This is a genomic window from Pseudoalteromonas sp. CO342X (assembly GCF_004208915.1).
Lineage (GTDB): Bacteria > Pseudomonadota > Gammaproteobacteria > Enterobacterales > Alteromonadaceae > Pseudoalteromonas > Pseudoalteromonas maricaloris.
The window spans coordinates 75,844-100,437 of sequence record NZ_SGPH01000020.1 but is presented as its reverse complement, the minus strand read 5'-3'; the positions used below and the strand labels follow the sequence as shown (position 1 = coordinate 100,437).

17 protein-coding genes are annotated in these 24,594 nt (G+C 43.5%); 7 read left to right on the top strand and 10 right to left on the bottom strand.

Annotated features, from left to right (window positions below; genetic code table 11):
• The first annotated feature begins 290 nt into the window (after positions 1–290).
• Positions 291–650 carry a DUF4870 domain-containing protein gene (locus EXT47_RS10625; RefSeq protein ID WP_039492452.1) on the top strand — a complete coding sequence of 120 codons (360 nt, stop codon included), beginning with the start codon at positions 291–293 and terminating at the stop codon, positions 648–650.
• A gap of 166 nt (positions 651–816) precedes the next feature.
• On the opposite strand, the gene EXT47_RS10620 is transcribed toward EXT47_RS10625, so the two are convergent.
• The 4 genes from EXT47_RS10620 to EXT47_RS10605 form a co-directional block, all read right to left on the bottom strand.
• The gene (locus EXT47_RS10620; protein WP_010606429.1) at positions 817–2,322 is read right to left on the bottom strand and encodes a SpoVR family protein; all 1,506 of its coding nucleotides are present in this window, start codon (positions 2,320–2,322) and stop codon (positions 817–819) included.
• Between the two features lie 18 nt (positions 2,323–2,340).
• Positions 2,341–3,624, bottom strand: a complete 1,284-nt coding sequence (locus tag EXT47_RS10615; RefSeq protein ID WP_010606430.1) for a YeaH/YhbH family protein — start codon at positions 3,622–3,624, stop codon at positions 2,341–2,343.
• A 25-nt stretch (positions 3,625–3,649) separates the two neighbouring features.
• Positions 3,650–5,572, bottom strand: coding sequence for a PrkA family serine protein kinase (locus EXT47_RS10610; protein WP_017217990.1), 1,923 nt, complete (start codon positions 5,570–5,572; stop codon positions 3,650–3,652).
• 185 nt (positions 5,573–5,757) lie between these two features.
• On the bottom strand, positions 5,758–6,339 hold the full coding sequence (locus EXT47_RS10605; RefSeq protein WP_010375405.1) for a Fe-Mn family superoxide dismutase: 582 nt from the start codon (positions 6,337–6,339) through the stop codon (positions 5,758–5,760).
• Positions 6,340–6,725: 386 nt separating this feature from the next.
• Between EXT47_RS10605 and EXT47_RS10600 the strand changes: the two genes are divergently transcribed.
• The 4 genes from EXT47_RS10600 (at position 6,726) to EXT47_RS10585 (ending at position 14,355) form a co-directional block, all read left to right on the top strand.
• Positions 6,726–7,070 (top strand): Grx4 family monothiol glutaredoxin, encoded by a 345-nt coding sequence (locus tag EXT47_RS10600; protein ID WP_010375406.1) that lies wholly within the window; start codon positions 6,726–6,728, stop codon positions 7,068–7,070.
• 614 nt (positions 7,071–7,684) lie between these two features.
• Positions 7,685–12,142, top strand: coding sequence for a glutamate synthase large subunit (gltB, locus tag EXT47_RS10595; protein WP_130126570.1), 4,458 nt, complete (start codon positions 7,685–7,687; stop codon positions 12,140–12,142).
• A 9-nt stretch (positions 12,143–12,151) separates the two neighbouring features.
• The gene (locus tag EXT47_RS10590) at positions 12,152–13,567 is read left to right on the top strand and encodes an FAD-dependent oxidoreductase (protein WP_128727825.1); all 1,416 of its coding nucleotides are present in this window, start codon (positions 12,152–12,154) and stop codon (positions 13,565–13,567) included.
• Between the two features lie 392 nt (positions 13,568–13,959).
• Positions 13,960–14,355: a DUF1801 domain-containing protein gene (locus tag EXT47_RS10585; RefSeq protein ID WP_130126569.1), complete on the top strand. Its 396-nt coding sequence runs from the start codon at positions 13,960–13,962 to the stop codon at positions 14,353–14,355.
• A 28-nt stretch (positions 14,356–14,383) separates the two neighbouring features.
• Here EXT47_RS10585 and recN read toward each other — a convergent pair whose 3' ends face one another.
• From recN to nadK, 3 genes are all read right to left on the bottom strand, one after another.
• Entirely contained in the window at positions 14,384–16,060 is a 1,677-nt protein-coding gene (recN, locus tag EXT47_RS10580) for a DNA repair protein RecN (protein ID WP_130126568.1), read from the bottom strand.
• A gap of 95 nt (positions 16,061–16,155) precedes the next feature.
• Positions 16,156–16,734, bottom strand: coding sequence for a hypothetical protein (locus EXT47_RS10575; protein WP_039492440.1), 579 nt, complete (start codon positions 16,732–16,734; stop codon positions 16,156–16,158).
• Between the two features lie 62 nt (positions 16,735–16,796).
• Entirely contained in the window at positions 16,797–17,681 is an 885-nt protein-coding gene (gene nadK / locus EXT47_RS10570) for an NAD(+) kinase (RefSeq protein WP_017217984.1), read from the bottom strand.
• Between the two features lie 90 nt (positions 17,682–17,771).
• Between nadK and EXT47_RS10565 the strand changes: the two genes are divergently transcribed.
• Positions 17,772–18,707, top strand: coding sequence for an HrcA family transcriptional regulator (locus tag EXT47_RS10565; RefSeq protein WP_171039494.1), 936 nt, complete (start codon positions 17,772–17,774; stop codon positions 18,705–18,707).
• Between the two features lie 65 nt (positions 18,708–18,772).
• Positions 18,773–19,384 (top strand): nucleotide exchange factor GrpE, encoded by a 612-nt coding sequence (gene grpE / locus EXT47_RS10560; RefSeq protein ID WP_130126567.1) that lies wholly within the window; start codon positions 18,773–18,775, stop codon positions 19,382–19,384.
• Between the two features lie 66 nt (positions 19,385–19,450).
• On the opposite strand, the gene EXT47_RS10555 is transcribed toward grpE, so the two are convergent.
• From EXT47_RS10555 to EXT47_RS10545, 3 genes are all read right to left on the bottom strand, one after another.
• Positions 19,451–20,491 carry a tetratricopeptide repeat protein gene (locus tag EXT47_RS10555; protein ID WP_130126566.1) on the bottom strand — a complete coding sequence of 347 codons (1,041 nt, stop codon included), beginning with the start codon at positions 20,489–20,491 and terminating at the stop codon, positions 19,451–19,453.
• Between the two features lie 97 nt (positions 20,492–20,588).
• Complete coding sequence (locus EXT47_RS10550; protein WP_039492438.1) at positions 20,589–21,362, bottom strand: ABC transporter substrate-binding protein; 774 nt, start codon at positions 21,360–21,362, stop codon at positions 20,589–20,591.
• A gap of 125 nt (positions 21,363–21,487) precedes the next feature.
• Positions 21,488–24,196, bottom strand: coding sequence for a CHASE domain-containing protein (locus tag EXT47_RS10545; protein ID WP_039492437.1), 2,709 nt, complete (start codon positions 24,194–24,196; stop codon positions 21,488–21,490).
• Positions 24,197–24,594 lie beyond the last annotated feature (398 nt).

Below are 24,594 nucleotides of genomic sequence, written 5' to 3'. Positions count from 1 at the left end.
TTGAATAACCCTTGTCTTTAAACTATAGCGGTTAACCGGAATTGTGATGTCTACGCTCATGCTCTCGATATCAAAAGACTTGTAAATCATGGCTTATCTAGCTTTAATGGAGGAGTGGGGAGTTGAGTTCTCAATTAGAGGTCTTTAGCCATTTATTTTAAGATGAGGCAGGTGAATAGTAGTTCCTTAAATGATTTTAACTCATTAGGAATGAATTCCATAGACTTCAGTCAATATGAAACACTTGCTTGAAATGCGTAATCACTTACAACAATAAAAGGGAATGAAAAATGAACGATAATGATGAATACTGGGGGATGCCGCTAAATACATACTGTATGTTATTACATTTGAGCCAGCTGGCGAGCTTTGTTGCTCCGGGACTAGGGCTTGTATTACCGGTGGTTATGTGGGCAACCAATAAGGATAAAAGCGAAACAATCGACCAACACGGAAAAGCCACTATTAACTGGTTAATTAGCTTAATCATCTATTCCATAATTTGCGGTATTTTAGTTTTTGTCGCGGTTGGTATTTTAGGGTTCGTTGTGTTAGCTATTCTTAATATTATATTTGCCATCATTGCTGCGATGAAAGCCAATAATGGGGAAGTATGGATTTATCCACTTAGCTTCAATTTTTTTAAGTAACCGGCACTTTGAATAGCGAAGCTCTGCAGTTGGAAGTGTTTACGTGCAGTCTAGAATTTAATAACACACCTCACTGTAGAGTAGTTGCAGCTAAAGAGTCTAGGCATTAGCAAGGAGTCACGGCAAATACAACCTGTTTGCCGGCTCCTAAGTCAAACCAACAGAGTTACGATTCACTTTCCTCTTCAGGGCATTGAGCTATCTGCTCAATATTGCCATTTTCATCTACTTGTTCAAGTTTCACTTTAAATCCCCATAAGCGGTAGAGGTGCTTTATCACTTCTTGCTTTGAAGCGGCAAGTGGGATCCCGCCTTGCGGTACATACCTTAGCGTAAGTGAACGATCTCCCCGTACATCGACGTCATAAACTTGAATATTAGGCTCATGGTTACTCAAGTTGTACTGCGCTGAAAGGGCACTGCGAAGTTGTTGATAACCCATTTCGTCGTGAATAGGGCCAACTTCTAAGTGCGGAGATTTTTGTTTGTCGACAATCGTAAAAAGCTTAAAGTCGCGCATGAGTTTTGGAGATAAAAATTGGCTGATAAAGCTCTCGTCTTTAAAATTTTGCATCGCAAAATGCAGTGTATCTAGCCAGTTGCTCCCCGCAAATTCCGGGAACCACTGTTTGTCTTCTTCCGTTGGGTTTTCGCATATACGGCGAATATCGACCATCATATTAAAGCCGAGCGCATAGGGGTTTATCCCTGAATAAAATTTACTATTGTATGGCGGTTGATACACAACATTGGTATGGCTTTGTAAAAACTCCAACATAAAGGAATCACTTAGTTTTCCCTCGTCATATAAGTGGTTCAAAATAGTGTAATGCCAAAATGTAGCCCAGCCTTCATTCATGACTTGAGTTTGTCTTTGCGGGTAGAAGTACTGTGATACTTTACGCACAATACGAATAATCTCGCGTTGCCAAGACTCCAACAATGGGGCATTTTTCTCGATGAAATACAGTATATTTTCCTGAGGTTCCGATGGGAAACGAGCACGGTTGTCGGTTTCTTCATCTTCACCTTTAGGAATGGTTCGCCATAATTCATTAACTTGGGACTGCAAATAATCTTCCCGTTCTTTTTGCCGTTTTTGCTCTTCAAACATAGAGATCCGTTGCGGCCTTTTATATCGATCAACCCCGTAATTCATTAACGCATGACAAGAGTCAATCAGGTTTTCTACCTCATCAATACCGTACTTTTCTTCACATTTGGCGACATAATTTTTAGCAAATACCAAGTAATCAATGATGGATGATGCGTCTGTCCAGGTTTTAAATAGATAGTTACCCTTGAAGAAAGAATTATGACCATAGCACGCATGCGCCATTACCAGTGCCTGCATAGGCATGGTATTTTCTTCCATTAAGTACGCAATACAAGGATTAGAGTTAATCACAATCTCGTAGGCAAGACCCATTTGACCTCGTTTGTAGGTTTGCTCAGTCTGGATAAATTTTTTACCGTACGACCAATGTGCATAACCAATTGGCATGCCCACACTTGAGTAGGCATCCATCATCTGCTCAGCTGTGATCACCTCAATTTGATTTGGGTAAGTGTCAAGTCTGTAATGCTCAGCTACACGAGCAATTTCCTGATGATAAGTATCAAGTAAATCAAAGGTCCAATCTGGACCATCGTCAATTGGCTGATATGTCATCGCGCAACCTCCCAAAAATTATGCCGCACTTTGCTTATTTTTGTTCTTCTTGAACAATTCTCTAAAGATAGGATAAATATCTTCTACACCTCGAATGTGCTGCATAGCAAAGTTGTCAAATGAGTTGGCTACTCCTTGATACTCCCGCCACAGACTTTGGTGTGCACGGGTCGTTATCTCTATATACGCATAGTAGCGGACAATTTTAAGTAGTTTGTTAGAGAGTATCTGGGTGCATTGTGGAGAATCATCTGCCCAGTTATCACCGTCAGAGGCTTGTGCGGCGTAAATATTCCAATCGCCTTGGGCATAACGCTCTTGAATGATTTCATCCATTAATTTCAGCGCACTTGAGACAATTGTGCCACCAGTCTCTTGCGAGTAGAAAAACTCTTGCTCGTCTACTTCTTTTGCTTGGGTATGGTGGCGGATATAGACTACCTCAATATCTTTATAAGTGCGGGTTAAGAACTGATAGAGCAAAATATAAAAACGTTTTGCCATGTCTTTTGTAGCTTGATCCATTGAGCCAGACACATCCATCAAGCAAAACATAACCGCTTTGCTGGTGGGGTGTGGACGCCTTTCGTAATTACGAAAGCGTAAATCGTAATTGTCGATGAAAGGCACCGCGGCTATTTGCTCTTTTAGCACTTGGATCCGCAGTTCTATATCATTGATTTTCTGTTGAGGAGGAACTGGTTCAGCAAGCATATTCGCAAGTTCTTCCTCTAATTCCCTTAACTCTCGGCGTTTACTCGAGGTCATCGCAATACGGCGTGCCATTGAGCCTTTTAAACTGCGTACAATATCTAAGTTGCTAGGCATACCATCATTACAAAAACCAGCTCGATGCGTTTTCATTTGCATTAATTTATCTAACTGGCTTTGTTGTAAGTTGGGTAACTCCAAGTCTTCAAACAATAGGTCTAAGTATTCGTCTTTTGAAATAGAGAATACAAAGTCGTCTTGTCCTTCACCTTGGTTACTTGCCTCGCCATCACCTGACCCACCACCTTGCCCAGAAGGAGGGCGCTGGATCCGATCGCCCGTTGAAAATTGATCGTTACCTGGGTGAATGAGCTCTCTGTCTCCCCCTTTTCCCTGATGGAAAGTGGGCTCGCTGATATCTCGTTGTGGGATAGAAATGCTTTCGCCACTGGAGATATCAGTCACACTACGTTTGTTGATGGCCTCTGAAACCGCTTTCTTTATCTGCTTTTTGTAGCGGCGGATAAAACGTTGGCGGTTCAGAGTGCTCTTATTTTTGCCGTTAAGACGGCGGTCAATAAAATGCGCCATATAACACCCTCTTCATACTAACAAGTTACTGTGACTTTCTAACTCTTAAATACCATTCCGAAAGTAGGCGAACTTGTTTTTGGGTATAGCCTTTATCAACCATACGATTGACAAAGTCCTCGTGCTTCTTCTGATCTTCGGCAGAGGTTTTTGCATTAAATGAAATTACAGGGAGTAAGTCTTCGGTATTAGAGAACATTTTCTTCTCGATAACCGTTCTTAGTTTTTCATAGCTGGTCCATACTGGATTGTCACCATTGTGATGGGCTCTTGCTCTTAAAACAAAGTTGACTATCTCGTTACGGAAATCTTTTGGATTGGAAATACCGGCTGGCTTTTCAATCTTTTCCAGCTCGCCGTTAAGTGCGGCTCTATCAAACAGTTGACCAGTATCTGGATCACGATATTCCTGATCTTGGATCCAAAAGTCTGCATAGGTAACATAGCGGTCGAAAATATTTTGGCCGTACTCAGAGTACGACTCAAGGTAAGCTGTTTGTAGTTCTTTACCAATAAATTCGACATATTGTGGGATTAGATACCCTTTTAGATGGCTTAGGTAGCGCTCTTGTACTTCAGCGTTAAATTGTTCGCGCTCAATTTGCTGCTCAAGTACATAAAATAAATGAACTGGGTTTGCTGCGACTTCACTGTGGTCAAAGTTAAACACACGAGAGAGGATCTTAAAAGCAAAGCGAGTTGAAAGGCCGTTCATGCCTTCGTCAACGCCTGCATAATCTCTGTATTCTTGATAGGACTTAGCTTTTGGATCTGTGTCTTTTAAGCTTTCACCATCGTAAACCCGCATTTTTGAATAGATACTGGAGTTCTCTGGCTCTTTAATTCGAGACAGTGCTGAAAACTTCGCTAAAGTTTCTAAAGTGCCAGGCGCACAGGGAGCCTCTCTGAGCTCACTATTTTCAATAAGCTTCTCGTAAATTTTGACTTCTTCAGACACGCGCAAACAATAAGGCACTTTGACAATGTAAACACGGTCTAAAAATGCCTCGTTGTTTTTATTGTTCTTAAAGGTTTGCCATTCAGACTCGTTAGAGTGAGCGAGTATTAGCCCGCTAAATGGTAGGGCGGAAATACCCTCGGTACCATTGTAGTTGCCTTCTTGGGTTGCAGTTAGCAGCGGGTGTAGCACCTTAATCGGTGCTTTAAACATCTCGACAAATTCCATCAAACCTTGGTTCGCAAGACATAGCGCGCCAGAATACGCATAAGCATCAGGGTCATTTTGAGCGAAATGCTCAAGTTTACGAATATCGACTTTGCCTACCAGCGCTGAGATATCTTGGTTGTTTTCATCCCCTGGCTCTGTTTTCGCGATAGCAATTTGATCAAGAATGGAAGGGTAGCGTTTTACGACCTTAAATTGCGTAATATCTCCATTGTACTCATGTAAGCGTTTGGTCGCCCATGGAGACATTATCGTTTTAATATAGCGCCCAGGAATGCCGTACTCTTTTTCAAGTAGGTCAGCATCTTCTTGAGGGCTAAACAAGCAAAGCGGGTGGTCATTAACGGGTGAGCCTTTTAAAGAATAAACCGGCACCTTTTGCATCAAATACTTGAGCTTTTCTGCGATAGACGATTTACCACCACCTACCGGGCCGAGTAAATAGAGTACTTGTTTGCACTCTTCGAGCCCCTGTGCGGCATGTTTGAGATACGATACGATTTGTTCAATGGCATCCTCCATACCGTAAAACTCATTGAAGGCAGGGTATCGAGCTATTACTCTATTCGAAAACAGCCTGCTAAGTCTGGCATCTTTCGACGTATCGATCATTTCTGGTTCGCCTATTGCCATCAGAAGTCGCTCAGGTGCGCTGGCATAGGCTGATTTGTCATTTTTACAAATTTCAAGAAATTCCGCGATGGTGTACTCTTCTTCTTGCGCGGCTTCATATCTGGCCTGATAATGTTCAAATATTGTCATAACGACCTCCAATAAGCTACTTGGTGTGGTTTGCGGATCACAGATTTGGAAAGGTTACTTAAAGCTTAGTCGTGATATGAAGAATACCCAAAAAAAACTAGATTTTTTATGTATTAATGTTGAGTTACAGGCATGAAAAAAGGCGCCTGTGCGCCCCATTGTTGCATCAATACTGATAGTTGATGTTAAGCTAGGTTGCTGTTAGCGAAATCCCAGTTAACAAGTGCCCAGAAACCTTTAAGGTAATCAGGACGAACATTACGGTAATCGATGTAGTAAGCGTGTTCCCACAGGTCAACTGTGATGATAGGGGTAACACCTTCTTCAGTCAGCGGAGTCGCTGCATTTGAAGTGTTAACGATATCTAGAGAGCCGTCAGCTAGTTGTACTAACCAAGTCCAGCTTGAACCAAAGTTGTTAACTGCTTTGTCGTTGAAAGCTTCTTGGAATGCTGCGAATGAGCCCCATTTTGCATTAATTAGTTCAGCAACTTTACCTGTTGGTTCGCCACCTGCATTTGGCGCAAGGCTGTGCCAGTAGAAAGTGTGGTTCCAGATTTGAGCAGCATTGTTGAAAACACCACCTTCAGAGCTACATACGATCTCTTCTAGTGATTTACCTTCAAAGTCAGTACCTTCAATAAGACCGTTAAGCTTTACAACGTATGTGTTGTGGTGCTTACCGTGGTGGAATTCTAGCGTCTCTTGAGAAACGTGCGGCTCAAGAGCATTTAGTGCATAAGGTAGTGACGGTAGTTCAAATGCCATATTAATCTCCATTTTTTGGTTGATTTGCCAATAACGCATACGAAAGGTAGCTAACATCAGCCCACTTTTCTATACCATTGGCCTATATAGTGATACTATAATTCCTGACTATTTTACTCAAGTTTTGGCAAACAGCAATGCGTGCCAGTGACTTAATGACTTATAATACACATTCTTTGTGAACATATGCCGAATAGCAGTCAAAGTGTAGAACATCATGACAGGCGGTCATGCTTATTTTAGCCATGTATCCCGAGATTCTATCGCTGCTTAAAGCTTGGCATTATGAATGCAACAGGTGTTGTTAAAGTGAGTAGCAAGCTAAAACGCCGATGCTAAACTAAATATTGATAAGCATTGGACGAAACGTCATTTTGAGGTAACTAATGGAAACTATTGACAAGATTAAACAGCAGATCGAAGAAAATCCAATCATCCTATATATGAAAGGGTCGCCAAAACTCCCTAACTGTGGTTTCTCTTCGCAGGCATCTCAGGCTTTGATGGCGTGTGGTGAGCAGTTTGCTTATGTTGACATTTTATTAAATCCAGACATTCGTGCTGAACTACCACATTATGCGAACTGGCCAACTTTCCCTCAGCTTTGGGTAGAAGGTGAGTTAATCGGTGGTTGTGACATTATCATTGAGATGTTCCAAAAAGGTGAGCTTCAACCTCTTATTGCTGAAACAGCAGCTAAATATAAGAAAGACGAAGCAGCAGCGGAATAAGCTAACCGCTTATGGCAGAGTTGATACTCTGCCATGCTTTATTTTTTAAAAAATCTTCTAATATCTTCCTACCTACTTTTCTTAGCAAGTCTTTTTGTCTGATGTTTGGTTGAAAACCAGCAAGTTCATTGAATTTAAGATATCTACACTTTCATTAACGCTATTCGCGTTTATCTAACTTAGAGCTACTCGCTTATTTTTATCAACTCAAGTTGACGTTAGCGTCAAGCTAAAAACGCTCTCTGTTTTGCATACCTATATAAACAGTGTAATCGAACGTGCTTCGATATTGAGTTCTATAAAATCCAAAAAGTGAATAATTATTCATTTTTACCTTGGTTTACGTTTACGTAAACGTTTGCTTTTGGTTGTGTCTTGTTGCATTTTTATTGGTGTGATACCGGTGTCATTTTGCAAATTTATATTCACTATTTTCAAAGTGGCAAATTTATTACGATTTTGGCTAACTTGTCTTACCAATGAGAAATATTCAAGTTTATGAATATGTATTCATATTTGTGTTGACTCTACTTTCAATCAAGGCTAATTTTGAATATCTGCCAGCATTTCGTCGTACCGTCATGGGCTGGCCGTTGTAGCAAGGGGAGGAGTCTATGTTATACGACTCAAAATTAGAAAAAGATAACTGTGGATTTGGCTTGATTGCGCATGTAAGCGGTCAGCCGAGTCACAAACTGATCCGTACAGCAATCACAGGTTTGGACCGCATGCAGCACCGAGGTGGTATTTCTGCTGATGGCAAAACCGGTGATGGTTGTGGACTGTTATTACAAAAACCGGATAGTTTTTTCCGTGCCGTCGCAGCTGAAAACGATTGGCATGTGGGCAAAAACTATGCGGTAGGTATGCTATTTTTAAATCAGGACCATGAGCTTGCAGCTGCGGCTGAAAAAGTGATCAGTGAAGAATTAGAAAAAGAAACACTGACGCTCATAGGTTGGCGTGAAGTACCCACCGATCCATCTATGTTAGGTCCTATCGCTAAAGCACAATTACCGCAGTTTAAACAGGTTTTTGTCGGTGCTCCTGAAGGGTGGCGTCCTAAAGATTTAGAGCGTCGTCTATATATAGCAAGACGACGCATTGAAAAGCGTTTAGAGCAAGATGAGCAGTTTTATATTTGTAGTTTGTCTGGTTTAGTGACTATCTACAAAGGCTTAATGATGCCGGCGGATCTACCGAATTTTTATACGGATCTTGCTGATATGCGGATGACCAGTGCGATTTGTGTATTCCATCAGCGCTTTTCAACCAATACACAGCCTCGATGGCCGTTGGCGCAGCCATTCCGTTATTTAGCTCACAATGGTGAAATCAATACTATTGAAGGTAACCGTCAGTGGGCGAGAGCGCGCGCTTACAAGTTCGCGTCACCGTTATTACCAGACTTGCAAAATGCGGCTCCGTTTGTCAATGAAACGGGTTCTGACTCGTCTAGTTTAGATAACATGCTAGAGCTATTTCTAGCTGGTGGCATGGACTTATTCCGCGCTATGCGTATGTTAGTACCACCTGCATGGCAGAAAAATCGTGCCATGGATGAAGACTTACGCGCATTCTATGACTTTAACTCCATGCATATGGAACCGTGGGATGGACCAGCTGGCATCGTGATGTCTGATGGGCGCTTTGCTGCCTGTAATTTGGACCGCAATGGTCTTCGTCCTGCCCGTTATGTGATCACACAAGACGGCTTTATTACGCTTGCCTCGGAAGTGGGCATTTGGGATTACGCGCCAGATGAAGTTATTGAAAAAGGTCGCGTGGGTCCCGGTGAATTACTGGTGGTTGATACTTTACATGGCAAGATTTGGCAGTCCGATGAAATCGATCAAGATTTGAAATCCAGACATCCATACAAAACTTGGCTTGAGCAAAACGTTAAGCGTTTAACGCCATTTGAAGCACTAGATGAAAAAGCGGCTGGCAAGCGCGATCTTGACGATGAAACCTTGTTGACCTATCAGAAGCAGTTTGGTTATACCAACGAAGAGCTCGACCAAGTTATTCGCGTGATGGGTGAAAATGGCCAAGAAGCAACTGGTTCAATGGGTGACGATACGCCATTTGCAGTGCTATCTGAAGGACACCGCTCAATATTTGACTACTTCCGCCAGAAGTTTGCTCAAGTCACGAACCCGCCAATCGATCCGTTACGGGAAAATCATGTAATGTCACTGGCGACTTGTATTGGTCGTGAGCAAAACGTTTTCAACGAAACCACAGGTCATGCTAAACGTTTACAGTTTGCCTCGCCGGTACTGACTTATTCTGATATGCAGCAGCTATTAACCGCCGATGATGACCATTACTGTGCGTGTAAAATTTCATTGATTTACGAGATTGAAGAGTCTTTGCAAGATGCAATCAAGCGTATTTGTGATGAGGCTGTTGCAAAAGCAGGCTCCGGGTGCGTGATGTTAGTGCTCAGTGACCGAGAAATTGCTGCAGGCAAGCAAGTTATCCCAGCGGCGATGGCCGTGGGGGCAGTACAAAGGCGACTAGTGGATGGCAACCTGCGCTGCGATACCAATATTTTGGTTGAAACAGGTAGCGTGAGAGATCCGCACCAGTTTGCTGTTCTGTTAGGTTTTGGCGCAACAGCGATTTATCCTTATTTAGCCTACGAAACCCTTGTGGCAATGTGTGATAAGAAGATCATTAAAAAGTCTTACCGCGAGGTGACTCTGTCTTATCGCGGCGCGATTAACAAAGGTTTATACAAGATCATGTCGAAGATGGGGATCAGCACCATTGCTTCCTATCGTTGTTCGATGTTGTTTGAAGCCGTTGGTTTATCCGATGAGGTGGTTGAATTGTGCTTCAAAGGCGTTGCAAACCGTATTAAAGGTGCGTGTTTTGACGACTTTGCCTTGGAGCAACAACAACTCAATAAATTGGCATTTAGCAAGCGTAAACTACTATCACACGGTGGATTATTAAAGTATGTGCATGGTGGTGAATACCATGCGTATAACCCTGATGTCGTGCAAACTTTGCAGACCGCAGTTCGTTCGGGTAACTATCAAGACTACGTTAAATATGCGGAGCTGGTAAATAACCGTCCAATTACGAATTTGCGAGATATGCTTAAGCTTAATAAGGCGCAACAAGCAATCGACATCAACGACGTTGAGCCTGCGACTGAGCTATACAAACGTTTTGACTCAGCCGCAATGAGTATCGGGGCTTTATCACCGGAGGCGCATGAGGCGTTAGCGATTGCGATGAATCGCCTCGGCGGTTGCTCTAACTCTGGTGAGGGTGGTGAGGATAAGCTACGTTTTGGTACAGAAAAGAATTCGCGTATTAAGCAAGTTGCTTCTGGCCGATTCGGTGTGACACCACATTATTTGCGTTCAGCTGACGTTATTCAAATCAAAGTTGCGCAAGGGGCAAAGCCGGGCGAGGGTGGTCAGCTGCCGGGTGAAAAAGTCACCCCTTATATCGCGAAGCTACGCTATTCGGTTCCTGGTGTTACTTTGATTTCGCCGCCGCCGCATCACGATATTTATTCGATTGAAGACTTAGCTCAGCTTATTTTTGACCTCAAACAGGTCAACCCTGAAGCGATGATCTCGGTCAAACTGGTTTCAGAACCCGGTGTCGGCACGATTGCGACTGGTGTTGCTAAAGCGTATGCCGATCTCATTACCATTGCCGGTTATGACGGTGGTACTGGGGCGAGTCCGCTGACATCGGTAAAGTATGCAGGTAGCCCATGGGAGCTTGGCCTTGCTGAAACGCAACAGGCGTTGGTTGAAAATGGTCTACGCCACCGCATTAGGTTGCAAACAGATGGCGGCTTAAAGACCGGATTAGATATTATTAAAGCAGCAATTTTGGGTGCTGAGAGCTTTGGTTTTGGTACCGGCCCTATGGTTGCGCTTGGCTGTAAATACCTGCGGATCTGTCACCTTAATAACTGTGCAACCGGTGTTGCGACGCAAGATGATACGTTGCGTCAAAAGCATTATCACGGATTGCCAGAAATGGCGATGAACTACTTTAAGTTTATTGCACAAGAGGCTCGTGAACTGATGGCGGCTTTGGGAGTCACAAAACTCACCGATTTGATTGGGAGAACGGATTTACTTGAAGCCATTGAAGGTAATACTGCGAAGCAGAAAAAGCTCGACTTAAGTCCGCTTCTAGCGAAGCCGAACAATCCGTCAAATGAAGCGCTGTACTGCACGCATACTAATCCGTCACATTACAGTGGTGCGTTGAACGAAAGCTTACTTGCGAAAGCGAAGACGGCAATCGACGAAATGACAGGTATCTCGCTGGTGAGCCGTATATCCAATACGGATCGCTCTATCGGTGCAATGTTGTCTGGTTATATCGCCAGCAAGCATGGTAACCAAGGTATGGCAGCGGATCCAATCGCACTTGAGTTACATGGTACAGCAGGGCAATCGTTTGGGGTTTGGAACGCCGGTGGCCTTGAAATGACATTAGTCGGTGATGCTAACGATTACGTTGGTAAAGGGATGGCTGGTGGAAAGCTAGTCGTGCGTCCTCCTGTCGGCTCAAGCTTTGCCTCTCATCAGGCGGCTATCATTGGTAACACCTGTTTATATGGCGCGACTGGCGGCAAATTGTTTGCTGCAGGCCGAGCAGGCGAGCGCTTTGCTGTGCGTAACTCGGGTGTACAAGCGGTTGTTGAAGGGCTTGGTGATAATGGCTGCGAATACATGACGGGAGGCGTGGTGTGTGTGCTTGGTCAAGTTGGGGTTAACTTTGGCGCAGGCATGACCGGCGGTTTTGCCTATGTACTTGATGAAGAAAGTGATTTTGATAAGCGGATCAACCCTGAGTTGGTCGAGCTGGTAGACCTCAAAGCGCTGGCATCGCACCAAGAGCATCTACGCGGTTTGATTGCAGAGCATCTAGATTTAACGAGCTCAACTCGAGCTGAGCAGATCTTAGCTAACTTTGAGTTGTATTTGCCAATGTTTAAATTGGTAAAGCCAAAGTCGAGCGATTTAAACAGTTTACTTGGCCACCGAGCGCGTAGTAGCGCTGAGCTAAGAATTCAGGCGCAGTAGGAGAGAGCAATGAGCGAGAACGTTTACCAATTTATCGATGTACAACGTGTAGATCCGCGCAAAAAGCCTATTTCTACGCGTAAGCAATCTTTTGTTGAAATTTATGAGCCTTTTTCTGAGCAGCAAGTTCATTCACAGTCCGACCGTTGTTTAGATTGTGGTAACCCGTATTGTGAATGGAAGTGTCCAGTTCACAACTATATTCCGCAATGGCTCAAACTTATTCGTACGGGCAGAATCATTGAGGCAGCGGAACTGTCTCACCGTACCAATAGCTTGCCTGAAGTGTGTGGGCGAGTATGTCCGCAAGATAGGCTTTGTGAGGGGTCGTGTACGCTGAACGAAGAGTTTGGTGCAGTGACCATAGGAAATATTGAAAAATATATTACCGATACGGCGTTTGCACAGGGCTGGAAGCCTGATCTTTCTTACGTTACTTGGACCGATAAGAAAGTCGCAATCATAGGCGCGGGTCCGGCAGGACTTGGCTGTGCGGATATTCTAGTGCGAAACGGCGTGCGCCCAGTGGTGTATGATCGCAACCCTGAAATTGGCGGTTTGCTGACCTTTGGGATCCCGTCATTCAAATTAGAAAAATCGGTAATGGAAAACCGTCGCGAGATTTTCACCGAAATGGGCGTTGAGTTTAAACTCAATACCGAGGTTGGTCGTGATGTTTCAATGGACGAGTTATTGTCACAATATGACGCCGTATTCTTAGGTGTGGGGACGTACCAAAGCATGAAAGGTAATCTTGAAAATGAAGATGCCGATGGTGTTTATGATGCGCTACCATTTTTGATTGGTAACACCAACCGAGTTATGGGCTATGACGAAAGTCAGCATAGCTATGTGAACATGGCTGGTAAGCGCGTAGTGGTACTAGGTGGTGGGGACACAGCGATGGACTGTGTTAGAACGTCAGTCAGACAAAATGCGCAATCCGTGATCTGTGCTTATCGTCGTGATGAAGAAAACATGCCAGGCTCCGTTCGAGAAGTTAAAAATGCCAAAGAAGAAGGGGTTGAATTTAGATTCAATTTACAGCCAGTTGGTATTGAAATTGACAGCTCAGGCAAAGTCACGGGCGTTAAAATGGTGAAAACACAATTAGGTGAACCCGACAAAAATGGTCGCCGTAGTGCTGAAACCGTGGAAGGCTCTGAGCATACACTAGAAGCCGATGCGGTGATCATGGCATTTGGTTTTAAGCCGCACAACCTTGACTGGTTAGCACAATACGATGTCGCAATAAATCACTGGGGCGGTATTGTTGCACCAGAGAAAGGCGCATTTACACATCAAACAAGTAATCCTAAAATCTTTGCTGGTGGTGACGCCGTACGAGGTTCTGATTTAGTGGTAACGGCGATTTTTGAAGGCCGCAACGCCGCTGAAGGCATTTTGGACTATTTAGAAGTTTAACGCTTTTGTCGTTCACAAACCCCAACTACATTCGTTGTAGCTGGGGTTTTTTATTTGAATTTTTCGTAGGGACTGTTTATCTTTTAAGTTTGTTTTTGCAGCAGTTTGATTGGTGTTTATACAAGGCAGAGTCTGCGTAGCATAGTTGTTCTATGTGAGTCAGGCGAGAACACAGTAGAAATGCCAATTAAGCGCTGCCCTTTGGGTTCACCTGAGTGTGCTTTGTTCATTGTTGCTCAACTTTTACCTAGATTACTAGGCGGCAAGTCGAGCGTCGCGACCAAAACGCACTCAGAAGAACAAAAATCAAACAGCAAAGGTCAACAGACCCTTGTTAGCCGCTAACTTAATTTCACTTAACATGTATTTATCAATAATATTAAGGAAAGATCATGAATGAAACGATAAACTCAGGCGCTGATGCGGTCACTGCAAAGATAGCGAGTGTAAACGATTGGCGTGCGGCGGTATTGCAGCAGATCAGAAGTCTGATCCTAAGTGTTGATAAAGAGGTAGAGGAAGATATCAAATGGCGTAAGCCAAGCAACCCAACAGGAGTGCCCGTATGGTCAAAAGCTGGCATGATCTGCACTGGCGAAGTATACAAAGATAAGGTCAAACTTACCTTTGCATACGGTGCAAAATTTGAAGATGAGCATCAGTTATTCAATACAGGATTTGCCGGTAACACTCGACGGGCGATTGATATAAAACAGCAGGACACCATCAATGAAGCCCATTTCTGTGCATTGATCCGCGCAGCGATTCGGTATAACGCTGCGCGTTAATCAACAGGTGCAATCAGCCTGATAACAGTTAAGCACTTTGTACTTGTAATAACTCCTTTGCACTCGCTCTTGTCGTGTCACTTATTTTATCCCCACCAATTAACCTTGCTATTTCATCAATGCGTTGGCTTTCTGCCATTGGGGTCATCTTGGTAAAGGTTTCACCATGTTCTACCCGTTTTGCGACAAAGAACTGGTTGTGACCACTGCATGCCACTTGCGGTAAGTGGGTAACACAAATAACTTGCGTGGACTGACCAAGTTGGCGTAGCAATTTACCTACGGTTGCAGCCGTTGGACCTGAGATCCCCACATCAACTTCATCGAAAATCAAAGTGGGTGTCGTAACACGTGTTGCGATAATCACTTGAATGGCTAAGCTTATCCGAGATAGCTCACCACCCGAGGCAACTTTACCCATAGGCTGTAAAGGTTGTCCTGGGTTAGTCGAGACGTAAAATTCAATGTGGTCATACCCAAAAGGGCTCGGTTTTGCGCCAAGATTAGGCGTTAACTGGATCTCAAATTGACCATCACCCATCGCAAGCTCTTTCATACTTGCAGAAATACGCTCGTTAAGAGATGCACTGGCTTGCTGGCGGCTTTGACTTAATCCAAGCGCCGCTTGATTATAGGCGTTGATGGCTTCAGCAATTTCTTCTTCTAGTGCATCCAATCGTGCAGAATCAGAGCTAATAGACTCAAGCTCGTGTTGCAGTGCTTGATGGTGCTGATATAGCAATTCAGGTTGAACTTGATGCTTTCTAGCTAAATCCAGAGCTTGAGAGAGTCTATCTTCTAGCTCTTGTAGTCTCATTGGATCTTGTTCGACTGAATCGGAATAACTGCGGATCTCTCTACTTGCTTCTTCCACTTGTACTGCAGCTTCTTCAAGCACTTGCGCAATATTCTCAAGAGTTTTGTCAAAACTGGTGAGTTCAGAGAACACTTGTGCACTTTGTTGTAGTTGCGATAACACAGTCTGCTCGTCATTTTCATAAAGGCGAGAGAGCTCACGGTGGCATTGTTCTAAAATGGTTTGGCTATGGCTTAGGCGCGAATGTTCGCTCTCAATATCTTCATATTCGCCTTCTTGTAGGGCAAACTCGTCAAGCTCCGCTACTTGGTACTCAAGAAGTTGTTTTTTTGCGGCTTGTGCCTGTTGTGACTTTTGTAGTTCGGCATATTCTTTTTGCAGCTTATGGTAGTGATTATATTGGCCCTTAACTGCTTGTAACAAAGTCGTGTGGTTTGCGTAAGCATCAAGCAAGTGCAGTTGATATTCTGGTTTTAGCAGTAGCTGATGGGCGTGTTGCCCATGAATAGCAATAAGGTGTTGCCCAAGCTCCTTTTGTTGGCCAGCAGTAACAGGGGAGCCATTGATGTAGCTTTTACTACGCCCACTTTTACTAATAACACGACGAAGGATACATTCATTCTCTTCGTTATCTAGCATATGCTCCGTTAGAAAGCGTTTGGCAGCAGGGAGGTTTGAAACATCAAACTGAGCAGAGATATCCGCTTTGTCGGTGCCTGGACGAATAGCAGAAGGATCAGCACGCTCACCGAGACATAAAGAAAGCGCATCAATTGCAATGGACTTACCCGCGCCTGTTTCACCTGTAATTGCGGTCATGCCGCAATGCCAGTCAATATTTAGCGCACTAACAATAGCAAAATTTTGAACATTTAAAGCTAAAAGCATACTGTACACCCTAACAGAGAATTACTGTTAATTTATACAGTATTTTATTGTTTAGCAACTCAAATCAAAAAATTTTACTAAAAATAATAGCAAGATTAACCGATGGCGTGCTCTTTTACTAAGGCTGCTTGCATTTGTTGGTTGGATGGCTCTGAATCACCTAGCTCTTGCGAATCCAGCACATCTTCATCTTGCTGTATTGCTGGTGTATCAGGTGTTTGAATGCGTGCAATGAGAGCTGGAAGCATCTCGCGATAGAAGTCACGATTATAGGCAATGCCCGCAGTGGGTAATTCAGCAACAAAATATTGTAATTGCTCAGCAAGCAAATCCATATTGCCATTTGAGCGACACTTATTGAGCTCGTTTGTCACTGAATAGATAAATAACTCAGACACTTTTTCCAGTTGCGCCAAGTTCTCTTCCGAGTGCGCTTGAACAACAAAAAAGTTGCCAACAATTGCATTGATCTGCGGTGCGTATTTTGGCCTTAAAATCTTCGCTTCAACGAATTCAGCAACTTTAAGTTTAAAGTTGCTACTAATCACTTTTAAACGATCGTTAAAGGCTTTTTTTTCCGCTTCACGGGCTTTTCTTCTATTATTTTCAATCACTAAATACACTGAAAGTATAGTGATAAGCAGCGCCAATGTGAAAAATACAACGTAAGCCATTTTATTGTTATTTACCTAAATTAGAAAATTTAACCAAGGTTATTTTGCGTAACTTTGCGTGCTTAGTAAAGCCTACTGCCCCAATTTAATTTCTGTCTAAGAACATTGTAGTAGGAGTAGCATTTGGGGTGGATCAATCTTAGTCTTTTCTCCGCTTTTTTGATGATAACTTCGTCACCAGGTAGCACTGCCAGTACAACATGACTGTCACAACTTACTTGTAAGCTGTCGGTGTTTTCTAGACTTAACTTGAGTTTGACTTCCTTTTCTGCGTCCACTACTAGAGGCCTGCTAGATAAAGTATGCGGAAACATAGGCACCAGTGAAATAGCGTCGAGTTCGGGGGTTAAAATAGGCCCACCACCCGAAAGCGAGTAAGCGGTTGACCCCGTTGGCGTCGAGACAATTAAACCGTCTGAGCGCTGAGAAAATACAAAGTCGTCATCGATAAAAGCCTCAAATTCAATCATATGCGCAACTTTATCAGCGTGTAATACGGCTTCGTTCATTGCTAAATTTGCGCTTTTAAGTTGGTGATGTCGGTATACTGCCACCTCCAACAGAAATCTCGACTCTTCAATAAATTGGCCGCTCAACACCGCTTCTAGCTGCGCTTCGAAGCCTTCGGGGTTCAAATCTGTCAAAAAGCCTAAGTTACCGCGGTTAACTCCGATAACGGCGACATCAAAACGAGCCAGTACTCTTGCTGCGCCAAGCATGTTACCGTCACCACCAACAACAATAGCAAGATCGCAACGTTTACCTAGTTCAACTAACTCGACAACAGCGTCTTCGTCTAACGACTTTATTTGCTCCGCAACGCGATCTTCTACGAGTACTTCATATCCTAATGCTTGCAAAAATGTGTAGAGTCGTTGTAAGGTCGTCCCCGCGCCTTCGTGGTTGGGTTTGCCAATTAAGCCGATGGTGTTAAACGTGGTCGTCATTCAGTCATTTGTCCTTGGTATCTTTGTTGCAAGATTATATTAAAAGCGTAGTGCTTGAAACTGGCAATTGACACCCATATTAAAATAATTATGAAACTAAATCCCAGAGATGAACAAATTCTGTGTGCGGTCATGCGCCATTATTGTAATGGTGAAGGACAGCCTGTTGCATCCAGCAAAATAGCAAAGCAGGACGGCCTTGCTATTTGTTCTGCAACCGTACGCAATGCAATGGCAAGACTTGAAAATCAAGGCTTATTGTATTCGCCGCACACGTCAGCTGGCCGCGTGCCCACCGACCAAGGTGTAAAATTCTGGCTACAGGAGTTTTTTCCTCTGGCTGATGTTGCTGTTCATTGGCAACCTGATCAATCCGCAATAGTCTCTTTTGCACATTTATTGAGCCAAAACTTTCAGGTCTGTTGCTGCGTGGGATTACCACAAGTTAGCAGCAAACAAATGTTCCGTGTGGAAGTGCTCGATTTTGATCGTAAAAATTGGCTGGTTCTGCTGTTAGACAGAGCGGGGCAGTCGCACAATATTTGTATTGATAAACCCGTTGATGATTCCGACGCGTTGCGTTACCAGTTTGCGGCTTGGATGAATACCGTATTCAGTCAACAAACTTTAGTTGAAGGGTTGCACCGAATGCGCGCCATGGCGCACAGTGCACCGCCGAGTTGTCATCATATTTTGGCCCAGTGGACTAAGCAGTTAAGTCAGCAATTAGGCTCAGATAATGCAATTGTTGTCGGCGAGCGCTACTTATATAACCGTTTGGAGTTGGATAGAGAGATTAATCTTGGCGTCGGATTTTTAGACCAAGTTGAAGACCGCTTAGCGTTTAAAGACGGCGTATCCGTGTTACTTGGCGAAGAGCTAAGCATGCTCGGTTTACATCGCGTAGTGGTGCTCAGTGTGCCGTATTTCTCCAAAGGAGAATATCAAAGTCGCTTTTGCGTCATTTGCCCTGCGGATTCAAAGATCGAAGCCATCTTGTCAGAATTCAAAAAATTGCCGCAATAAAGGGTTGAAACTCTCATTTCAATCCCCATAATTACCGCAGTTGTAAAGAATCGGAGAATCACCACATGTCTGAGCAGACAAAAGCCCCAGAGCAAGAGCTTGAACAAACACAAGCGGAAGCAGAAGTTGTAGAAGCACAAGCAGAGCAACAAACTCAGGAAGAGCAGGCCGAAAGTGCGGGTGAGTTGAGCCCAGAAGAAGAAATCGCTGGTCTGTACGCTGAGCTAGAAACTGCTAAGCAAACTATCGACTCACAAAAAGATAGCGTTGTTCGCGCTGCCGCTGAGCTTGAAAATGTTCGTCGCCGTGCAGCGCAGGACGTTGAAAAAGCACACAAATTTGCGCTAGAAAAGTTCTCAAACGAATTGCTACCTGTAATCGATAACCTAGAGCGTGCGATTGAGTTTTCTGACAAAGAAAACGAAACGCTAAAGCCTGTGCTTGAAGGTATTGATATGACTATCAAGACATTTGCCGATGCCCTTGCTAAATTTGGTGTTGAAGCGGTAAACCCACAGGGTGAAACATTTAACCCAGAGTTACATCAGGCAATGTCAATTCAGCCGAGCAATGATGTATCACCAAATACAGTGCTTGCTGTGATGCAAAAAGGTTATACCTTAAACGGCCGTCTATTACGCCCTGCGATGGTTATGGTGTCTAAGGCTGCTGAATAAGCAAATCCAATTTGAAAAAGCCGCTCATTGAGCGGCTTTTTTGCGTTTAGGAACAAGTGTATTCGCTTACCAACTGCACTGTTTCACTTTATCAAACCACGGACTGGAAAAAGATTTAGCTGTGATGGGGAGGGGGGCAGTGACTTCGACGCCTAACTCTTTTGCTAAATATCTATGTACTAGCAGTTTTACTTTATCGCTTTCTAACTGGGTATATGCCAGTTGTAACGCTTGCTTAGTGTTTTGGTTGGGCATGTCCCCTTCGAGCTGCTTATAGCGCGCCTCAAGCCATTGTAGCCAAGCTTGTTTTGATTCGTTTGGAAAGGCTGTGGTTAGGGTAGATGTGGGCCCTTGTAAACGTTCGTAGTTGACGATTTGCTTTTGAATAAGAAAGACAAACATCAAGTTAATGCCCGCTGAGATTTGACCCGAGCGTTTATCAACTGCTTGATAACCCAGCAGGGCATGACGAAAATACTGCTCTGCTTCAAATATTCGGCCTTGATCAAGCGCGAGGCTACCTAAGTTGCTTTCGATCATTGCAAGGACTGGGGTTTGCTTTAACTCCTCAGCCAATTTGCGTGCCTTGGCATACAAAGTTCTCGCTTTTTGATAGTCATCTTGGTTGCGGGCAACTAATGCCATACTGTTAGTCAGCGTAAGCCGCTGGCGGTCATTTTCTGCATATTTGTAGGCACACTTGAGGCTAATATCAGCGTCATCAAGGTACTCCTGTCGGCGTAACCAAATCCCAAGTGCACTCAAAATGGTAGGGAGGTTTGCTTTAAAAAACATGTCATCTGGATACAAAAAGGTCGCGTTTATTGAGGTATAGAGCCTATCTACTTTATTTGTTGGTACAGATGCACGAGCACTCAGCAAGTGCCACTGAATAAATAACGGCACAGGTACATCTTGTAGCTGCTCTAAACTGTCGAGAATAATCAGTGATTGTGCTGGATTTACTGTTAAATAGTCGCTGGCCTCGTCTAGCTTACTTTCAAAATATGAAAAGTCTTTCGCCAACGCGTGTTGGCAAAAATAAAATGTACAAGTTACAAAGAGTAAAAACCGAACCAAGCAAACCCCAACCACATTTTGGCGCATCTATTAACTGTAGTCGGCAGTAACAAATAGTTCCAAATCAATTACGATAAACAGCATTATACAAAGATAAGCAACAATGTAGAGGTCGCCTCTTTAGTTATGAATAGGGAGCGGGAACTTGATGAAAAGAAAACAAATTGCTGAGTTCGCTTTGGTGCAAGTCAATTAGCCGATTGATGTTTTCAAGATCTAAAGTAGTTAAACTGACTTTGCTAAGCATATAGCTAACTGGTGTTTTATTCGCGTCGATACCAGAATAAATAACATCGGTATACTCTTTGGTTTGAATAAAGTATTCACCCGCAAGCTTATCTTCAACAACATAGTCAACTCGTTGTTTACGCAACATTTTAAAGCGACGAGCAGCATTGGGCAGGTGTACTAGCTGATCGTTATAAAAGTCTTGGATCAGTTTTTCAAAGGCAATACCGTAATAGCTGCCAGCATTCAGTGCAAATGTGTTTCCTGCAAGGATCAACGACTCAACTTCGCCGCCAATTTTTGGTTTGTCTTTATGTTGGAATAATGCCATGACTTCTTGGCGGTAAGGTGTAGTAAAGTACGCAAACTTAGCTCTCGTTGCGGTTTTGGTCGCGGCCACCACTAAATCTACTTTGCCTGTTTTTAGCTCCGTTAGCATTCTTGATGAGGTGGGATAAAATACATATTTCAAGCAATAAGATGAATCGTTAAACAAGGTATTTAGCGCGTTAATTTCTATACCAGAGACATTACCTCCGCTGCGAGAAATATAGGGAGGCCACTGCGTTTCGTTCATACCTACTCGTAGTGTTTTGCTACATTTCGCTAAAGTTTCAAAAGCCAAAAATGTGATGAGTAAACAAAGTAAAAACGATCTAGCGTATTTCATGGTGATCGATCCTTGCAGATGAGTAGAGGTGATTATTTTATCAGTAAATCAAAAAAGGTCACGAGCTTTGTTAAACGATTAAGTTTGTAACCGCTAACCGCAGAGTGTTCTCATATCTGTAAAAATTACTGCATATTTCGGCTATGTGCGAGTACGGTCGCGATGGTATTGATAAGCTCAAGCTGCTCTATGGGTTTGGCAACATAACCATCAAATCCGACGCGCTCATACAAGGCTTTGTCTTCCGGAAAAGCATTTGCAGTTAATGCGATGATGGGGATATTAGGATCTTTACTCTTAAGACGTTTGCAAGCCTCAACGCCATCCATTTCTGGCATTTGGATGTCCATAAGTATTAAGTCGGGTTTGTTTAGCTCAAATTGTTCAATAGACTCTTTGCCATTATTCGCAATCGTAATATCACCATTGGCTTTACTGATCATAGAGCGCACTACCAGCTGATTTACTGGGTTATCCTCAGCCAGCAATATAGATGTGCCGCTCAAGTCAGCTGCTTTTAGCTGGTCGCCTTTTGGTTGGTCTGATGTAACCTCAGATTTTTGCATGGGCAGTTCGATGCTAAATAGGCTGCCTTCACCGATGGTACTTTCTACTTTAATTGTGCCGCCCATCAAGTCAATTAGAGAGCGGGTAATGGAAAGACCAAGCCCCGTACCACCAAATTTTCTGGTGGTGGACTTATCTGCCTGCTCAAATCGTGAAAAGAGTTTGTTGATTGTGGCTTCTGTCATCCCTATGCCAGTGTCGGCAACGGTAATAAGCATACCTGAATCATTTGGAAGCGGTTTTATATGGGTAATAATGCTGCCCGTTTCAGTAAACTTAATGGAGTTTGACAAGAGGTTAAGCAACACTTGCCTGACTCTGACCTCGTCTCCAAGCCAAAACTTATGCTCAAGTTCAACGTGGATCTTAAGCTTTAATCCCTTGTTTTTTGCCAACACTAAGAAGTCTGAGCGCAGATGTTCAACCAGCACCTCAATATTAAATGGCCGTTCTTCAAGCTCAATTCTACCGGCTTCAATTTTAGAGAAATCCAAAATATCGTTGATGATGGTGTTAAGCGCCTTAACTGAGTAGGTGGCCTTCTCAAGCAGATTAGTGGCGGTGCTGTTAAGTGGCTCCGACTTTAAGAGTTGTAATGTGCCATATAAGCCGTTCATGGGGGTTCGTATTTCATGACTCATATTAGCCAAAAAGACGGCTTTTGCTTTGGCTGCTTGCTCAGCTGCTTCTTTGGCGTGCGAGAGTTCTCGTTCGTGCTTAAGCTGCTCTGTGAGATCTAATGCTATACCTAAAAAGCCATCAACATTGCCGCGTTCGTCGGTTAATGTCGTTACGTTCAGCTTAATTTGCACGTATTGGTTTTGCTTAGTGACGTAAGTCCATCGGCTAGTATCTACCACACCTTGCTTGGCTTTGGCGACAAATACTTCAAATCCAGGTTCAATGACTCTGCCAAGCTCTTCCGTTAACGCTTTTGCTCTTGCTACGACCTCTTCCTCGAGATGGAAAATGGCAGGGGATGATTTACCAATGAGTTCATCTTTTTTGTACCCCAGTAAACGCTCGGCTGCAGGGTTAAACTGAGTAATGATACCGTCAGGATCGGTGGCAACAATGGCATAACCCGAACCTTCAACAATGCTGGTGTGAAGTTGGCTGTATTTTACGATTTCTTTAGTTCGTGCTTTTACTTCCTGTTCTAATGACGAGTTCAGTTTAGCAAGGGACTGTGCTTTTTCTTCTTCTGCGGCTAACTTTTCCTTTTCAGCTAGACGCTGACGGGTAAAGCTTAAAAGCAAAATATAAGTGATGATTGCCAATAGCGTAGAGACCAGCAGCGCAACTTGCAAAATGGTATTAGGAGAAACGAGATTGAGTGAACGGATAAACTGCGGAGTTGGCCAAATTTTTACTTCCCACGTGCGACCAAACAAGTTGACCTGTTTAGCCACTGAGTTATCCAACTCTTTAACATCTTCTTTTAGCACCTGATAAAATGGCGTGTTTTCATCGCTATTGGTTACATCGGAAATTTGAATCGAAACATCTTGTCGAAAAGACAGCAAGGTCGATAGGATCTCATCGATAAGTAACGGGGAATAAGTCCAACCAACTAAGTTTTCTAAGCGATTTTCTTCATTTGCCGCCATACCAATAGAGGTATAAATTGGCGCGAGTATCAAAAAGCCATATTTAATTTTATTGTCGGCTTGCACTAAGGTAATTGGAGCGGTAAGCCTCGGCTCATTGGCAGTAGCTGCTTCTATTGCCGCTGTTCTGCGACTAGCTTCGGAGCCTATATCCAAGCCCACGGCTTTATCATTGTTGACTTCGGGCTCGATATACTGAATAACAAATTTGCTGGTGTTATGTGGGTTTAGCGTTTTTATGGAGAACGTTCTGTCAGTACGCTCAGATTGTGCTTGTTGCACAAAGCTGCTTACGTTATCGACGGGGACATATTTGATGATCCCCACGCCACGAGCCCCAGAATATTCCGCTTGGAAGTCAAACGACCTGATATAACGCTGCATCGCTTGATAGTCAAAGCTGTGTTGCTGGTTCGCATAAATTGCAGTGCGAAGCCCCAAAATACCGTACCAATACAGTGTAACGCGCTCGTTCACACCCTCAGTCACATGGTCAAGTCGTGAGGCAAGTGCCGCCGCTACCTTGTCAGCATGATGCTCCTTTTCTTGCTCATATAACACCAGCCCGTAAAGCATACTGCCAACTAACACGAGTAGTGCAGCAACAAGTGGCAAAAATCGGCTCTGGCGAACTGTGTGAGCATTCGCTAACGACACGCTATATTCCTTACGCTTTAAATCTAATCAATATGTTAGTCCAGATAGCATAGAATTGATAGTGATTACGGTGAAGTGACAATCCCGAATTTATGCCTAAATTGGCTCAATAAAGACATATTTTGAATTGTTATTTGGATAAATTGTAGATTGAAATCGGCTAAGCCATGTGGCCATAAAAGCTAAAATAAATATGCGGATTTTGGGCTTTATATAAATGTGGTCACTATGTGGACATTTTTTAGGATGAAATGTGGATGTTTGCCCCGAAAACAAAAAAGCCAGTTAAAGCATGCTGCTCTAACTGGCTGTTTTAAAACGCTAAAATTTGGTGGAGCTGGGGGGATTTGAACCCCCGTCCGGAAAGCGTCGATTTTCTCACAGCCCTTTTAAAAACA

Bases quoted from the DNA above. Each gene is read 5' to 3' on its own strand.
- EXT47_RS10625 (WP_039492452.1), top strand. From the start codon at position 291: ATGAACGATAATGATGAATACTGGGGGATGCCGCTAAATACATACTGT.
- EXT47_RS10620 (WP_010606429.1), bottom strand. From the start codon at position 2,322: ATGACATATCAGCCAATTGACGATGGTCCAGATTGGACCTTTGATTTA.
- EXT47_RS10615 (WP_010606430.1), bottom strand. From the start codon at position 3,624: ATGGCGCATTTTATTGACCGCCGTCTTAACGGCAAAAATAAGAGCACT.
- EXT47_RS10610 (WP_017217990.1), bottom strand. From the start codon at position 5,572: ATGACAATATTTGAACATTATCAGGCCAGATATGAAGCCGCGCAAGAA.
- EXT47_RS10605 (WP_010375405.1), bottom strand. From the start codon at position 6,339: ATGGCATTTGAACTACCGTCACTACCTTATGCACTAAATGCTCTTGAG.
- EXT47_RS10600 (WP_010375406.1), top strand. From the start codon at position 6,726: ATGGAAACTATTGACAAGATTAAACAGCAGATCGAAGAAAATCCAATC.
- gltB (WP_130126570.1), top strand. From the start codon at position 7,685: ATGTTATACGACTCAAAATTAGAAAAAGATAACTGTGGATTTGGCTTG.
- EXT47_RS10590 (WP_128727825.1), top strand. From the start codon at position 12,152: ATGAGCGAGAACGTTTACCAATTTATCGATGTACAACGTGTAGATCCG.
- EXT47_RS10585 (WP_130126569.1), top strand. From the start codon at position 13,960: ATGAATGAAACGATAAACTCAGGCGCTGATGCGGTCACTGCAAAGATA.
- recN (WP_130126568.1), bottom strand. From the start codon at position 16,060: ATGCTTTTAGCTTTAAATGTTCAAAATTTTGCTATTGTTAGTGCGCTA.
- EXT47_RS10575 (WP_039492440.1), bottom strand. From the start codon at position 16,734: ATGGCTTACGTTGTATTTTTCACATTGGCGCTGCTTATCACTATACTT.
- nadK (WP_017217984.1), bottom strand. From the start codon at position 17,681: ATGACGACCACGTTTAACACCATCGGCTTAATTGGCAAACCCAACCAC.
- EXT47_RS10565 (WP_171039494.1), top strand. From the start codon at position 17,772: ATGAAACTAAATCCCAGAGATGAACAAATTCTGTGTGCGGTCATGCGC.
- grpE (WP_130126567.1), top strand. From the start codon at position 18,773: ATGTCTGAGCAGACAAAAGCCCCAGAGCAAGAGCTTGAACAAACACAA.
- EXT47_RS10555 (WP_130126566.1), bottom strand. From the start codon at position 20,491: ATGCGCCAAAATGTGGTTGGGGTTTGCTTGGTTCGGTTTTTACTCTTT.
- EXT47_RS10550 (WP_039492438.1), bottom strand. From the start codon at position 21,362: ATGAAATACGCTAGATCGTTTTTACTTTGTTTACTCATCACATTTTTG.